The organism is Rhodococcus sp. C1 (assembly GCF_020809065.1).
Taxonomy (GTDB): Bacteria; Actinomycetota; Actinomycetes; order Mycobacteriales; family Mycobacteriaceae; genus Rhodococcus_F; species Rhodococcus_F qingshengii.
This window is the reverse complement of sequence record NZ_CP078080.1, coordinates 3,964,083-3,978,558: the sequence shown is the minus strand read 5'-3', so window position 1 is coordinate 3,978,558 and position 14,476 is coordinate 3,964,083. Positions and strand designations below refer to the sequence as shown.

General features: G+C 62.9%; 11 protein-coding genes. 7 read left to right on the top strand and 4 right to left on the bottom strand.

The window, feature by feature from the left end; translation table 11 throughout:
- Nucleotides 1-33 precede the first annotated feature (33 nt).
- From KTR60_RS18145 to KTR60_RS18135, 3 genes are read left to right on the top strand one after another with little or no spacing between them, the layout of a single operon-like run.
- Nucleotides 34-4,881, top strand: a complete 4,848-nt coding sequence (locus KTR60_RS18145; protein ID WP_228401112.1) for an NAD-glutamate dehydrogenase — start codon at nt 34-36, stop codon at nt 4,879-4,881.
- A 41-nt stretch (nt 4,882-4,922) separates the two neighbouring features.
- Nucleotides 4,923-5,297 (top strand): acyl-CoA thioesterase, encoded by a 375-nt coding sequence (locus tag KTR60_RS18140; RefSeq protein ID WP_042450296.1) that lies wholly within the window; start codon nt 4,923-4,925, stop codon nt 5,295-5,297.
- Complete coding sequence (locus tag KTR60_RS18135; protein WP_228401111.1) at nt 5,290-5,976, top strand: hypothetical protein; 687 nt, start codon at nt 5,290-5,292, stop codon at nt 5,974-5,976. Before KTR60_RS18140 ends, KTR60_RS18135 begins: the two co-directional genes overlap by 8 nt.
- 28 nt (nt 5,977-6,004) lie before the next feature.
- Here the strand turns inward: KTR60_RS18135 and KTR60_RS18130 are convergent, their stop codons facing one another.
- Complete coding sequence (locus KTR60_RS18130; protein WP_030536650.1) at nt 6,005-7,603, bottom strand: glycoside hydrolase family 13 protein; 1,599 nt, start codon at nt 7,601-7,603, stop codon at nt 6,005-6,007.
- Between the two features lie 170 nt (nt 7,604-7,773).
- On the opposite strand from KTR60_RS18130, the gene KTR60_RS18125 reads away from it, so the two are divergent.
- On the top strand, nt 7,774-8,202 hold the full coding sequence (locus KTR60_RS18125) for a cupin domain-containing protein (RefSeq protein ID WP_228401110.1): 429 nt from the start codon (nt 7,774-7,776) through the stop codon (nt 8,200-8,202).
- Nucleotides 8,203-8,206: 4 nt separating this feature from the next.
- On the opposite strand, the gene KTR60_RS18120 is transcribed toward KTR60_RS18125, so the two are convergent.
- Entirely contained in the window at nt 8,207-8,614 is a 408-nt protein-coding gene (locus KTR60_RS18120; RefSeq protein WP_003944464.1) for a globin, read from the bottom strand.
- Between the two features lie 182 nt (nt 8,615-8,796).
- Between KTR60_RS18120 and KTR60_RS18115 the strand changes: the two genes are divergently transcribed.
- The 3 genes from KTR60_RS18115 (at nt 8,797) to KTR60_RS18105 (ending at nt 10,371) form a co-directional block, all read left to right on the top strand.
- Nucleotides 8,797-9,495 carry an HNH endonuclease gene (locus KTR60_RS18115; protein ID WP_003944465.1) on the top strand — a complete coding sequence of 233 codons (699 nt, stop codon included), beginning with the start codon at nt 8,797-8,799 and terminating at the stop codon, nt 9,493-9,495.
- Between the two features lie 146 nt (nt 9,496-9,641).
- On the top strand, nt 9,642-9,905 hold the full coding sequence (locus tag KTR60_RS18110) for a hypothetical protein (protein WP_007730943.1): 264 nt from the start codon (nt 9,642-9,644) through the stop codon (nt 9,903-9,905).
- Nucleotides 9,892-10,371 carry a DUF5130 domain-containing protein gene (locus KTR60_RS18105; protein ID WP_003944512.1) on the top strand — a complete coding sequence of 160 codons (480 nt, stop codon included), beginning with the start codon at nt 9,892-9,894 and terminating at the stop codon, nt 10,369-10,371. The genes KTR60_RS18110 and KTR60_RS18105 overlap by 14 nt, the downstream gene beginning before the upstream one ends.
- Nucleotides 10,372-10,442: 71 nt before the next feature.
- Here KTR60_RS18105 and pepN read toward each other — a convergent pair whose 3' ends face one another.
- Entirely contained in the window at nt 10,443-13,022 is a 2,580-nt protein-coding gene (gene pepN / locus KTR60_RS18100) for an aminopeptidase N (RefSeq protein ID WP_228401109.1), read from the bottom strand.
- A 65-nt stretch (nt 13,023-13,087) separates the two neighbouring features.
- Nucleotides 13,088-14,323, bottom strand: a complete 1,236-nt coding sequence (locus KTR60_RS18095; protein WP_030536647.1) for an NAD(P)/FAD-dependent oxidoreductase — start codon at nt 14,321-14,323, stop codon at nt 13,088-13,090.
- Nucleotides 14,324-14,476: the final 153 nt, after the last annotated feature.

The following is a 14,476-nucleotide window of genomic DNA, read 5'->3' as shown; positions in this document are numbered from 1 at the left end:
GGCGATCAGAACCCACAAGGATGTGAGCCAGGAATGACAGACCGTGTACGGCAGCAGGGCACAGGCCTCGACGAAGCGACGTTGTTGACGCGTCTTCGCGAGGCCTTTTTCACGCATATCGACGAGGGTGACAGCGACGACGTCATCAACGGTCGATCGGATCGAGTCCTGCTCGCGCATCTTGCGCTCGGGAGGCAGCGGACCCCGGGCACGGCCGTATGGCGTGTGTACCGCCCGTCAGGATCCGAGGGTCTCGGCGCTGCCGTCCAGATCGTCACCGACGACATGTCGTTGCTCGTCGAGTCCGTTACCGCGATGCTCAACCGACAAGGTGTGGGAATCAGTCAATTCGCCCATCCGATCCTGACGGTTGAACGCGATGACTCGGGCAATCTGATGTCCTTGGGCGACAGCGGTATCCAAGAATCCTGGATGCACGTCCAGTTGGACTCCGAAGTCGAGGATTCCGCTCTCGACGCGATCGAAGCACACCTCGGCAAGGTGCTCGCAGACGTCCGCCAGGTGGTTGGTGACACCCCGGACATGAAGGCATTGCAACTGCGCGTTGCCGACGAGTTGGAGAGTGCCGCAGAAACTGCCTCCGGGAGGATCACCCCCGAAGAATTCTCCGACACCGCTCGGCTGCTGCGGTGGATGGCGGACGGAAACTATGCCGTGCTCGGATACCGGCGATTCGAGGGTACGAAGGACGGTTCACGCACGGTAGCCGGCAGCGGGCTCGGCGTGCTGCGCTCCGACGCGGTCACCGAAGGCCCGATGAGTTTGCCTCCCGTCGCAGATCTCCCGGATCGACCGCTTCTGGTCCTGACGCAGGGATCGTTCCCCGCCACGGTGCACCGCGCTGTCTACCCGTACTTCGTGGGTGTCTCGATCCTCGACGACGAGGGAAACATCGTGGGGGAGCACAGATTCCTGGGTGTGTTCACCGTGGTCGCACTCCACGAGAACGTCCTCGCGATTCCTCTGATCGAGCGCCGCGTCCGCGAAGTCATCGCGCGTGCCGGTGTCGACCTGCATTCGTACTCCGGTCAGGCGATGCTCGAGGTCATCCAGTCGTTCCCACGCACCGAGTTGTTCTCGAGCGACGCCGAGACCTTGTTCGAGACCGTCCACGCCGTGCACAGCATCGGGCTGCGTCGACAGGTGCGACTCTTTGTCCGCGAGGACACGTTCGGACGCTTCGTGTCCTGCTTGGTGTACCTACCCCGCGACCGGTACACGACGCGGGTGCGACTGGCGATGCAAAACCTGCTGTGGCGCGAATTCGGACCAGGCACAGTCGATTACACCGCCCGGGTTACCGAGAACGATCTTGCGCTGTTGCACGTGACGATCCGGCGCGATCCGGACAGTGAGCCGGTTCATCTGGATGTCTCCGAGGTCAACCGCGAGCGAGTTCAGGCTCTGTTGACCGAAGTCAGTCGTAGCTGGGACGACCGCATCAACGACCTTGTTCGTGAAAGTCCGGGTGTGGATCCGGAACTGGTGCAGCGGTATTCGCGGGTGCTTCCCGATGGATACAAGGAGGACTTCGAACCGTCACGCGCGTTGGCCGACATCGCCCGACTCGAGGCGTTGGCGCCAGGCGCGATCGACGTACTGCTCTATCGTGCTGTGGACTCCGCGCCCGGTGCCTGGCGCTTCACGCTCTTCGTCGGCGGCGACGGTATCTCGTTGAGCCAGGTGCTACCGGTGCTGCAGTCACTCGGCGTCGAAGTTCTCGACGAGCGGCCGCACGTCGTGCAGCGACTCGACGGCGTTCAGTGCTGGATCTACGATTTCGGATTGTCGGTACCGGCGGATCTTCGGGCGTCGGTCGAGATCGACCTCGATGCGCAGGTGCCGCTCGAGACCAGTACCGCCCCGCTGACCGAGGTCCAGAAGCGATTCACGGCTGCATTCGGTGCAGTCTGGTTCGGCCGGGCCGAAGCTGACCGATTCAACGAGTTGGTGCTGCGGGCCGGAATGTCCTGGCGGCAAGCCGTGGTGCTGCGTGCTTACGCAAAGTATCTGCGCCAGGCCACATTTCCATACAGTCAGTTCCACATCGAAGGAATCGCGCTTACACACCCGCAGACCGCGTTTGCATTGGTGCAGTTGTTCGAGGCGATGTTCGACCCCGAGAAGCAGGACGACATTCGCGTCGCCGAATTGGACGAGCAGTTGCGTGCGTCCATCGACGAGGTACTCAGCTTGGATGCCGATCGCATTCTGCGTGGAATGTTCTCCTTGGTGAAGGCGACCTTGCGTACCAATTTCTACGTCGTCGACGCCGATGGCCGCTCTCGCGACTACCTGTCGGTCAAGCTCGATCCCTCACGGATCAGCGAGTTGCCCAAGCCGCGGCCGGCTTTCGAGATCTACGTGTACTCACCCGAGGTCGAAGGCGTCCACCTGCGATTCGGCGCAGTCGCGCGCGGCGGGCTCCGCTGGTCCGACCGGCGCGAGGATTTCCGCACCGAGGTGCTCGGCTTGGTGAAGGCTCAGGCCGTCAAGAACGCGGTGATCGTGCCGGTCGGCGCCAAGGGCGGCTTCGTCGTGAAGAATCCGCCTCTGCCGACGGGCGATCCGGCCGTTGATCGAATGGCGACGCTGGAAACCGGCAAGGCCTGCTACACCACGTTCATCTCCGGATTGCTCGACATCACCGACAACGTGCACGCGGCTACCGGCGAAGTTGTGACGCCGGATCGAGTGGTGTGCAAGGACGATCAGGATCGCTACCTGGTGGTCGCCGCGGACAAGGGCACGGCGACGTTCTCGGATCTCGCCAATTCGGTTGCCGCCAAGTACGACTTCTGGCTCGGCGACGCGTTTGCCTCCGGTGGCTCCGTGGGATACGACCACAAGGGCATGGGTATCACCGCTCGCGGCGCCTGGGAAAGCGTCAAGCGGCACTTCCGCGAACTCGGGGTCGACACGCAGACGCAGGATTTCACGACGGTAGGCGTCGGCGACATGAGCGGAGACGTGTTCGGCAACGGAATGCTCCTCAGTCGGCACATCCGTCTGGTGGGCGCGTTCGATCATCGACACATCTTCCTCGATCCGAACCCGGATGCAGCGAGCTCGTTCGTCGAACGTCAACGACTGTTCGAGTTGCCACGGTCGTCATGGGCCGACTACGACAAGAGCCTGATCAGTGAAGGTGGCGGCGTATGGGACCGCACGGTCAAGTCGGTTCCGATCGCCGAAAGCGTCCGGATCGCACTGGGTCTGGCCGAGGGGGTCACGAAGCTCTCGCCGCCGGAATTGATGCAGGCGATTCTGTCGGCACCGGTGGATCTGCTGTGGAACGGCGGAATCGGTACATACGTCAAAGCGTCGACCGAGACCAATGCGCAGGTTGGCGACAAGAGCAACGACGCCGTGCGTGTCGACGGTCAAGATCTGCGGGTCAAGGTGATCGGGGAGGGCGGCAACCTCGGCGTCACTGCTCTGGGAAGAATCGAGTTCAGCGCCAGCGGCGGTCACATCAACACCGACGCCATCGACAACTCGGCCGGCGTCGACTGCTCCGATCACGAAGTGAACATCAAGATTCTTCTCGATTCGCTCGTGCGTTCGCAGTTACTGCCCACGCAGGAACGGAATCCGTTGCTGGCGTCGATGACCGACGACGTGGCGGCGCTGGTGTTGGCGGACAACATTGCTCAGAACGCGCTGCTCGGAATCTCCCGCGTGACCGCTTCTCAGATGCTCGGTGTTCACCGCCGTCAGTTGACGGATCTGACCAAGGCACGTGGCCTTGACCGCAAACTCGAGGCGTTGCCGACCGACAAGGAGATCGAGCGTCGACTCGAGGCCGGTGTGGGTCTGACGTCGCCGGAATTGGCGACGCTGACGGCGCACGTGAAGCTTTCACTCAAGGACGATCTGCTCGCAACCGAGTTGCCGGACAACGATTTCTTCGCCCAGCAGATCCCGCAGTACTTCCCGACCGCTGTTCGCGATCGGTTCGAAACGGAGATCAAGGCACACCCGTTGCGGCGGCAGATCGTCGCGACGATGCTCGTGAACGAAGTGATCGACAACGGCGGAATCACGTACGCCTACCGCTTGGCCGAGGAGACCGGAGCGAGCAGTACGGACTCGATCCGTGCCTACGCCGCTGTGCGAGAGGTGTTTGCGCTCGACGAGGTGTGGTCGCGAATCCGCTCGGCGGGCGTCAGTGCAGAGATCGAAAACGAGTTGATCGTTGAGTCGTGCCGCTTGCTCGACCGCGCGTCGCGGTGGTTCCTGGCCAATCGGCCCCAGCCGATCGCCGTCGGCGCCGAGGTTGCGCGTTACTCGGCGGCGTATCGGGCTACGGCACCTCTGGTCCCGGGGCTGCTTGCGGGCCATCAACTCGACGATCTGCTGGTGCGGGCTCAATCGGTGATCGATCGCGGGGCTCCGGAAGCGTTGGCGCTGGACGTGTTCCGACTGCTGGATGTCTACTGCCTGCTCGACATCGCGGATATCGCCGACATCGCAGATCACGACATCACCGAAGTCGCGGAGCTGTACTACGCCTTGGACGCGCATCTGGGAATCGACTGGTTGCTGAGCGCGGTCTCGGGACTCGAGCGCGGCGATCGATGGCACTCGCTCGCGAGGCTCGCGTTGCGAGACGACCTCTACAGTTCGCTTCGGCAGCTGACGATGGAGGTTCTGGCCGGCGGCGAGCCGGGGGAGTCGCCGCAGGAGAAGATCGACGAATGGGAGTCGACCAACGCCTCGCGTCTGAGCCGGGCGAGGGCAGCTCTCGTCGAGATCTTCGAGTCTGGGACGCTTGACCTCGCGACGCTCTCGGTGGCGGCGCGTCAGGTTCGTAGCATGGTGCGCAGCATGGGCACCCGATCGGAGGTAGGACGTTGAGCGAAGGATTCCACGCCGAAGTTGTGGTTCGGTGGTCCGACATGGATGCCTTCCAGCACATCAACCACGCACGGATGGTGACGTTGCTCGAAGAGGCGCGGATTCCTTGGTTGTTCGAAGACTCGCGCCCGACGGTCACCCTGCGTGACGGGGCCGTGATTGCCGATCTCCATGTGCGGTACCGCGGCCAACTGCGGCACGACGATTCGCCGCTCGACGTCTTCATGTGGGTGGAAAAGGTGCGCGCGGTGGACTTCACCATCGCGTACGAGGTTCGCCCCCGCGGTGCGGATCTCAGTGTCCCGCCGTCCATCGTGGCGTCGACTCAGATCGCGGCCTTCGATATCGACACTCAACGTTTGCGTCGCCTCAGCGGGCCCGAGCGCGAGTACTTGGAGAGCTGGCAACGTGCATGAACGTGTACTGACCGTGCCCGAGGAAGCCGAGCGAAAGAACTTGGCCGGCTTCATCGGTCATGCCTTGCGTTTGGACGAGTCCACGGTCATCCGGATGCGTCGACGCGGAGATGCTCACCTGAGCGTTTGGGCGTCAACGGGTTTCGACGCTCTCGCTACGCGAACCGTGGCGGGCACCATCAACCCTGACGACACCTCGGCTGCCGGCGATCAGTTGCTCTCGGCGGTGGAGCAGGCGACAAGTGAGCTGATCGATCCGGGGTTCGCCATGGATTCGGCGTGGCGTGGGGCGTTGCCGCCGATGGACGGCTTCGAGCACCTGGACGACGTACCCGCCCGGGTGCTGATCGAACTGGCGCAGCGGGGCAACGCCTTGGCACTGGAGCATGGAAGTAGTCACGGTCCGCCGGCGTCGTTGCTCGATCAGGACGTGCTCGAGGTCAGTGGTCCGTCCGGCACGGTCGGGATCTCGATGCGGGTTGTTTTTGCCTTGACCGCAATGGGATTCGTTCCGCACGCCGGGTCCGAGGCGATGACCGCCGACATCGACCTCGAGCAGATCGACGCCTCGGAACTGGTTCGGGTGCGGGCGAGTAGATCGTGGGTGCGGCTCGATGCACGGTTCGGTTCGATCTACCGTCACCGCGGTGGTTCGATACCGCTGATGGTCGCACGATAGGAGTTCAGGTGGCGGGTGCGGTGTTCTCTCAGATCAGCCACGCCGCAGCGTTGACGGGTAGTTGACCGTCGACGAGTGGTGCGCTGCTCAACAGTAGCTGCCCGCTCGGCAGTGCGATCGGCACCTCCGTGGTGTTGAGAGCACAGATCAGACCACCGCGTCGACGGAAAGCGAGGCAGCCGGGGGGACTGCCGTACCAATCGATGTCGGCGCCGGAGAACTCCGGCCTGGCGCTACGAAGTTCGAGGGCGGCGCGATAAAGCGAGAGCATCGAGTCGACGTCCTCGATCTGCGCCTCCACCGTGAGTGTCGACCACTCGCGTGGCATCGGCAACCAGGTGCTCGCACCGGTGGTGAATCCGAACGGGGGTTCGCTTCCTTCCCACGGAAGGGGCACTCGGCAGCCGTCGCGTCCTCGCTCGGCATGTCCGGATCGTTCCCAGACCGGGTCCTGTAGTGCCTCGTCGGGCAGGTCGACGTTCGGCAGGCCGAGTTCGGCTCCGTTGTAGATGAAGCTCGCGCCCGGAAGCGCCAGTTCGACGAGGATCATCGCCCGTGCGCGTTGCGTTCCGATCTCACCCCCGCCGTAGCGCGTGACTTCACGTTCGACGTCGTGATTCGACAGCGTCCACGTGGGCACACCCCCGACCTCGGCGACGGCCGCAAGAGAGTTCTCCACGGCCTCCCGGACGGACTCGGCGGAGAATTCGGTTTCTGCAAGTCGGAAGTTGAATCCGAGATGCAGTTCGTCTGGCCGGATGTATTCGCCGAACTTCTGGTTGTCCTTCACCCAGATCTCGCCGACGGTCATCGCCTCCGGGAACTCGTCCATGACCTTGCGGATGCCGCGGTGGATTTCGTGAACTGCCGGGTTGTTGAACCGCGGGTCGTCGTCGGAATTGCGCATGAGCTCGTTGAGCTCCCAGTCGTGGTCCGGCAAACCGTCGGGCTTGGCCATTCCGTGGGCCACGTCGATGCGGAATCCGTCGATTCCGCGCTCGAGCCAGAACCGCAGAGTCTTGGCGAGGTCGTCGAAGACCTCGGGGTTGTCCCAGTTCAGGTCGGGCTGTTCCTTGGCGAAGATGTGCAGGTACCACTGGCCGGGTGTTCCGTCGGCTTCGGTGACGCGGGTCCACGCCGGGCCGCCGAAGATGCTCGGCCAGTTGTTCGGCGGTTCGTTGCCGTTCTCACCTTTGCCGTCTCGGAAGATGTAACGGGATCGCTCCGCAGAACCGGGCGCCGACGCCAGGGCTGCCTTGAACCACTCGTGCTGATCACTCGTGTGGTTCGGGACCAGGTCCATCGTGACCTTGATTCCGCGTTCGTGGGCTGACGTGATCAGTGAATCCATCGTCGCCAGATCGCCGAACAAGGGATCGATGTCGCGAGGATCCGAGACGTCGTAGCCGTGGTCTGCCATCGGTGACTTCATCACCGGGCTCAACCAGATTGCATCGATGCCGAGCAGTTCGAGGTAGCCGAGTTTCTCCTCGACTCCGCCGAGGTCGCCGATACCGTCGCTGCCCGAATCGGCAAAAGAACGCGGATAGATCTGATAGAAGACCGCCTCGTTCCACCACGGGGCTTCGGGCCGGCTTACAGAGGACGAATCCGCGGGGGTGCTCACAGCAGTTCATAGTGCCAAACGTCTGGCACTCTCACGACTTGGACACGGCAAAAGCGTGACTCTTTACCTAGCCTTGGTGTACTTTGCATTCACGCGGTGACACCATGTGGCAACTTTGGTGTTACTGCCGGGGGAGAAGTATTCGGGAATTCAACCAAGGGGGCTTGGCCTTGACTTTGTCGGCAATCGAAGCGGTCAGTTTGGATCATGTACTGCTCGAGGATGATCCGATCAACCGCGACTGGATAATCTTCGGCACACCGGTTGCACGGTCGGCGCAATGGTCGGCGAGTAAAGACGGGACCACGACTACACACGTCTGGGATTGCACGAAGGGGCGCTTCCGCTGGTACTTCCACGCGGACGAAATCGTGCACATCATCGAAGGGTCGGTCACCGTTCAGGCCGACGGAATCGCCGAGCGAACCCTGAGTGTCGGCGATGCCGCACTCTTCCGTGCGGGCAGTTGGTCGGAGTGGGAGGTCGAAGAGTACGTGCGCAAGCATGCAATCTTGAGTTCGCCCCTGCATCCCACGGTGTCGTTCGGGGTACGAGCAGTCCGCCGGGTCGCGCGCGTGTTCAGGCCGAAGGCTAGGTAGACGGTCAGATAGCGGAGTTCACCATGGACGCGGCAGCCATCTCCATGTAGTCGATCAACTGCTTGCGGTGCACCGGGCTCAGAGTCTTCTCGTCGATGGACGCGATGGCGACGTGCATACACCGCAGCCACGCATCACGCTCGATCGGGCCGATCACGAATGGATTGTGGCGCATCCGCAGACGCGGGTGTCCACGCTCCTCCGAGTACGTGTGCGGTCCGCCCCAGTACTGCTCGAGGAACATCCGCATCCGCCGCTCGGCCGGGCCGAGGTCGGCCTCGGGGTAGAGCGGGCGCACAACCTCGTCCTTCGCTACTTCTTCGTAAAATCGCGCGGTGAGCTTGTGAAACGTCTCGGCTCCGCCGACGGCGTCGTAGAAGGTCTGCTGCACGTCGTGCTGTACGTCATTCATGGCAAGTTCCATTGTGCCTGACGGCCGTAGTGGTCGGTTTCCGGGTCGACGACGGTTGTATCGAGTCGGAGTGCGTACCCATTCACCGGAAATTCACCGGCCGTCCTGGCAATTTTGTTCGAAATGAGAGTGCGTAACGCGATCATCCGTGGTCAACTTGGGGGCAGTCTCCCGGAGGTCGTATGAAGAACCGACATGCTGCACGCAATCACCGACAACTCCAGCCCACTAGCGCGCGGAACGACCACGCGTTAGGGGCTGTTCTGGAAGTTGTTCCTGACGGGTTCGCGCACACTGCCGACCCACTCTTTTCCGACGAGCATTCTCACCTCGAGATGTTCCCTCCCGATCGCGTAGTCCCCGAGTGGGTGAAACGTCGGGTGCTACTGCTCAACGTCACGTACGAGCCGCTGACCGCCCTTCCTGCCAGGCGCGCGGTCGTACTGATGGCCTGCGGCAAGGCCGATACCGTCCACGAGGACGAACAGGGCCCGGTAGTCCATTCCGCGGACTGGTCGGTGCAGGTTCCCTCGGTCATTCGATTGCGCACCTACGTGCGCGTTCCGTATCGCGCCCGCATCCCCATGACTCGTGCCGCGCTGATGCATCGTGACCACTTCCGATGTGCGTACTGCGGAGCCAAAGCCGAAACCATCGACCACGTCGTTCCTCGCAGCAGAGGTGGCGGGCATTCGTGGGAGAACTGCGTCGCGTGCTGCGCCCCCTGCAATCACCGCAAGGCCGACAAGATGCTCAGCGAACTCGGATGGACCCTCCGTGCGGAATTGGTCCCGCCGTCCGGACCGCACTGGCGTCTGCTCGCGGCGACCAAGGAATTGCATCCGGCGTGGATGCCTTATCTCGGCGTGGGCGCAGCCTGAGCTATGTGTCGGCGTGGGCGCAGCCTGAGCAATGTGTCGGCGTGGGCGCAGCCTGAATTGAGTTCTAGCGTCACCGAAACGAAATTGCCCGAGAATTTGTGGCCCTGACGCTTTCCTTCCTGGCGTTCTGGGCTACGTTATCTGGTGTGAGCATTCTCGAGGTAGTACTGATATACGTTGGGATTCCGGCCTTGATCACCGCGTTCTTCGCGGCTGCGTCCTTCCTCGGGAAGAAGACGCCGGGACCGGTTCCGCCGGCGTTCCATCTCGGTGAGTCGTGGGATCACGCTCCCGTGCTGTGGAGTGCTGTCGACGAGGTCACCGTTCGCGGTGGCCATCACGGCAGTGCACACGCAATCGAAGCCGGTTCGGCTGATCTGATCGGAGGGTCCGCAAGTGGCAAGTGGTGATCATTCGACCGCGCTCGCAGTAGCGCCCGAGGACCTGCCCGTCGGCAGCGTCGTCACGTCCAGTGGACGCGTATCCGGTGTGCATCGCATCGGCGAGCCGTTCACCGACGATCTTCCGTTCGAGACCATGGATCTGGTCGCGCTCGACGTCGCGATGACCGAAGCGACGCGGGCCACCAAGGTGCGGTTCAACGCGTACGTCGGTGATCTCGGTTCTGATCCGGCAGCGGGTGCCGACGCATTGTTCCCGACCACGCCCGAAGCCGAGCGTTCCGTCCTGATTGCCGTTTCGCCCAACCAGCGCACCGTCGAGGTTCGCAGCGGTCGGGCAATCGCCGATCGGGTCACCGATCGTGTTACCCAGCTCGGAGCAACGGCAGCTGTTGCATCCTTCAGTGAAGGCAACCTGATCGACGGACTGATCAGTGCCATCCGCGTTATGGCAGCCGCAATTTCAGCGCCGTAACTGTTTGTCAGACACAGGCCGGTGCCCGCTTCGATTCGTGAGAATCGACGCGGGCACCGGCCTTTCGCATGTCAGCTCGCGTCGAACTTTCGTGCTGCGAGTGAACGAACCACGCCGGCCTGGCCTTCGACGACCAGGCGACGCAACGCGGGAGGGATGTCGCCTTCGAGGAACCGGTCTGCTGCCGCTACGGATTCGTCCGAGATCGACCACGACGGGTACAGCCCGATGACGACCGTCTGTGCCACTTCGCTCGAGCGTCGTTCCCACACCGCCGCGATATCGGCGAAGTAGCGGGAGACGAAGGGCTCGAGCAATTCGTCCTGGCCTTCGCGAGCGAACCCGCCGATGATCGATCGCGCGGTGATGTTGGGCACGGAGTCGTCGCCGACGACCTTTGCCCAGACCTCTTCCTTGACAGCGACCTGCGGACGTCCGGCCGCGGCCGCCGCGGCTTGACGAGCGCCCGCAGCGGTCGGGTCACGCTGAGCTTCGGCGTCGATGAATGGAGTTGCGGTTCCTTCGGCGTCGATCTCACCGGCGGCCGCGAGTGCCCCGACGATGCGCCAGCGCAGGTCCGTGTCGACGATCAGGCCGTCGAGCCCAACGGTGGAGGGATCGGCGTCGAGCAATTCGCGCAGTACCTCGGTGTGCCACGGGGAGAGTGCTGCGCCGGTGAGTGCGTTGACGAATGCCAGCTGGTGGTCGGACCCGGCCTCTGCCTCACGTGCGAGTTCGAGCAACCGATTGGCGAAGCTCGCCGCGCCTTCGGGCTCGGCCCAGGCCGGATCTGCGTAGGAGCCGATGGCGGTTTGGGCTTGGAGCAAGAGACGTTGCACCACACCGACTTCGGTCTCCGAACTGATGCCGCGCTCGACCAGCGCGACGAAGTCGCGTGCCTTCAGTTCGGCTTGACGGGTCATTTCCCACGCCGCCGACCAGACCAGGGTGCGGGGGAGTGAGTCGGTGATGTCGCCGACCCGCTCGATCGCCGTCGCCAACGATTCGGGATCGAGTCGCACGGAGCCGTAGGTGAGATCGTCGTCGTTGACCAACACGAGTGCACCGCGGGCGACGCCGACAAGTTCGGGGACATCCGTGCTTTCCACAGCATCGAGGTCGAGTTCGACGCGATGGCTTCGTACCAACTTGCCGTCGACGTCGTCGTAGATGCCGATGGCGATCCGGTGGATTCGCCGCTCGCCGGCGCCTGGTGCAGCACCGTCCTGCAGGACGGCGAAGCGGGTGAACTTTCCGTCTGCGTCGACATCGAAGTCGGGGCGCAGGATGTTCAAACCGGTGGTCTTGAGCCACTGCCGACCCCAGTCGGAAAGGTCACGGCCCGAGGACTTTTCGAGTGAGCCCAGCAGATCGTCGAAGGTTGCGTTTCCGAATGCGTGCTCACGGAAGTACTCACGCAGTCCGGCGAGGAACGGCTCGAGTCCGACGTATGCCACCAACTGCTTGAGGACGCTGGCGCCCTTCGCGTACGTGATGCCGTCGAAGTTCACCTCGACGGCGGCCAGGTCCGGAATGTCCGCGGCAATCGGGTGCGTCGACGGCAACTGGTCCTGGCGGTACGCCCACGACTTCTCGACGTTGGCGAACGTCGTCCAGGCGTTCGTGTACTCCGTGGCCTCGGTCTGGCACAGGACCGAAGCGAAGGTCGCGAACGACTCGTTGAGCCACAGGTCGTCCCACCACGCCATCGTGACGAGGTCGCCGAACCACATGTGCGCCATTTCGTGCAGGACCGTTTCGGCACGACGTTCGTACGAGTAGCGGGTCACCTTGGAGCGGAAGACGTAGTCCTCGAGGAATGTCACGGCGCCGGCATTCTCCATCGCGCCGGCATTGAATTCGGGGACGAAGAGCTGGTCGTACTTGCCGAAAGCATAGGGAACACCGAAGTTGCGGTGATAGAAGTCGAATCCCTGCTTGGTCTCGGTGAACAGTCGCTCCTCGTCCATGAACTCGGCCAGCGAAGCGCGGCAGAAGATTCCGAGCGGGATGTCGCCGTGCTCGTCGGAGTAGTTGTCGGTCCACTGCGCGTAGGGACCGGCGATGAGCGCCACCAGGTACGTGCTCATCTTCGGGGTGGTCCTGAAGACGTGCTTGCCGGGATCGGCGGCAAGGGTCTCGACGACCGCGGAGTTGGAGATGACCTTCCACGACGTGGGAGCGGTGACGCGGACGTCGAACGTGGCCTTGAGATCAGGCTGATCGAAGCACGCGAACATGCGCTTGGCGTCGGCCGTCTCGAACTGTGAATAGAGGTAGACGGAGTCATCGGTCGGGTCGACGAATCGGTGCAGTCCCTCGCCGGTGTGGGAGTAGATGCAATCGGCCTCGATGACCAACTCGTTGTCGGTAGCGAGATCAGGCAGGCTGATGCCAGTCGACTCGTCGTAGCCGGAGACGTCGAGCGCGGTGCCGTTGAGGACCGCGGAATGGACTCTGGCCGCGACGATGTCGATGAAGCTGCTTGCTCCGGCCGTGGCGGTGAACGTGACGGTGGTCTTCGAGGAGAACGTCTCCTCGCCGGGTGCGTCTTTGCCGTCGGTGAGATCGAGTTCGATCAGGTAGTTCTCGACGGTCAGGATTGCTGACCGTTGCGCTGCGGTTTCGCGTGTCAGGTTCGGTGCGACCACAAAGATCTCCTCGTAGATGGTGCGGATCTATTACGTCCATCCCATCACGAAGAGAACGACTTCACTCAAGCGGACACTTCTGCCAGCGGAATCTCCGGATCGGCCAACCGCTCCGGATCGACGGGACGCGAAGACGCGACCAATTCCTTGATGGCGTCACCGGCATCCCAGATGTTCACGTTCATGCCGGCGAGCACCTTGTTCGCGGAATCGAGCCAGAATGCCAGGAACTCGCGCTTGTCGACGTCGCCGCGAGTGACGACACGGGAGTAGCCGCCGTGCGGTGCGTGACCTACGTATTCCATTCCGAGGTCGTACTGATCGGTGAAGAAATACGGCATGCGGACGTACTCGGCGGGCCGTCCCAACATGGTCTCTGCGGCCGTCTCGGGTTGGTTGAGTGCGTTTGCCCAGTGCTCCACCCGAATTCGTGCATTCAGAATCGGATGCTGTGCGGCCGCGATGTCACCCACTGCGACCACGTCGGGGTCGCTGCTCTGCAGACCGGCGTCGACGAGAACCCCGTTGTCGACGTCGATACCCGCCTCCGATGCCAACTCGGTGTTCGGCAATGCGCCGACAGCGATCAACACGGCGTCGGCCGGAATCACGGTTCCATCGCTCAAAGTGACGCCCGAGGCGTGACCGCCGTCGAGAGAGATTGCGGTGACGTCCGTGCCGGTGCGTAAGTCCACCCCGTTCTGGCGGTGCAGCGCGGCGAAGACCTCACCCATTTCCGGGCCGAGGGTCGATTCGAGCGGAAGGCCGGCATGTTCGAGCACGGTGACCTCGACGTCGAAACCGCGAGCCGACGCGGCAATTTCGAGGCCGATCCAGCCGGCACCGACCACGACGAGCTTCTTGTCGGCGGCCAGGGTGCGCAGCAGCGCGGCGGCCTGATCGACTGTTCGCACGTAGTGAACACCCTCGGCGTCGGACCCCGGGATGTCGAGGCGCCGCGACCGCGAACCGGTGGCCAAGGCGAGCTTGTCGTAGCTGATCGTTGAACCGTCCGGAAGTGACACGGTGTGCGCAGCGGGGTCGATGGCCGTTGCCGTCGTTCCCGGGCGAAGATCGACGCGATGGTCGCGAAACCACTCGCCGTCGTGGACGGTGAATTCGGGGAGTGTCTTCTTGCCTGCGAAGAACTCTTTCGACAGCGGCGGACGCTCGTACGGGAGGTGGTCTTCTTCACTCAATACGGTGATCTCACCGTCGAAATCTCTGTCACGCAGGGCTTCTGCGATCTTTGCGCCCGCGAGCCCGCCGCCGACGATCACGAATCTCCGGTTGGTGCTCATTACTGAACCACTCCTTCGTACTCGTTTCTTTTCGACACTACTGCGATCGGGAGGTGGTTCGGGGGAAAGCGCGGGAAGGATTGCGGGTTCATGATTGTTGGCAGAACGGGAGTATGTCCCCGAACTGATATGACCTGACCGACATGAACTGAT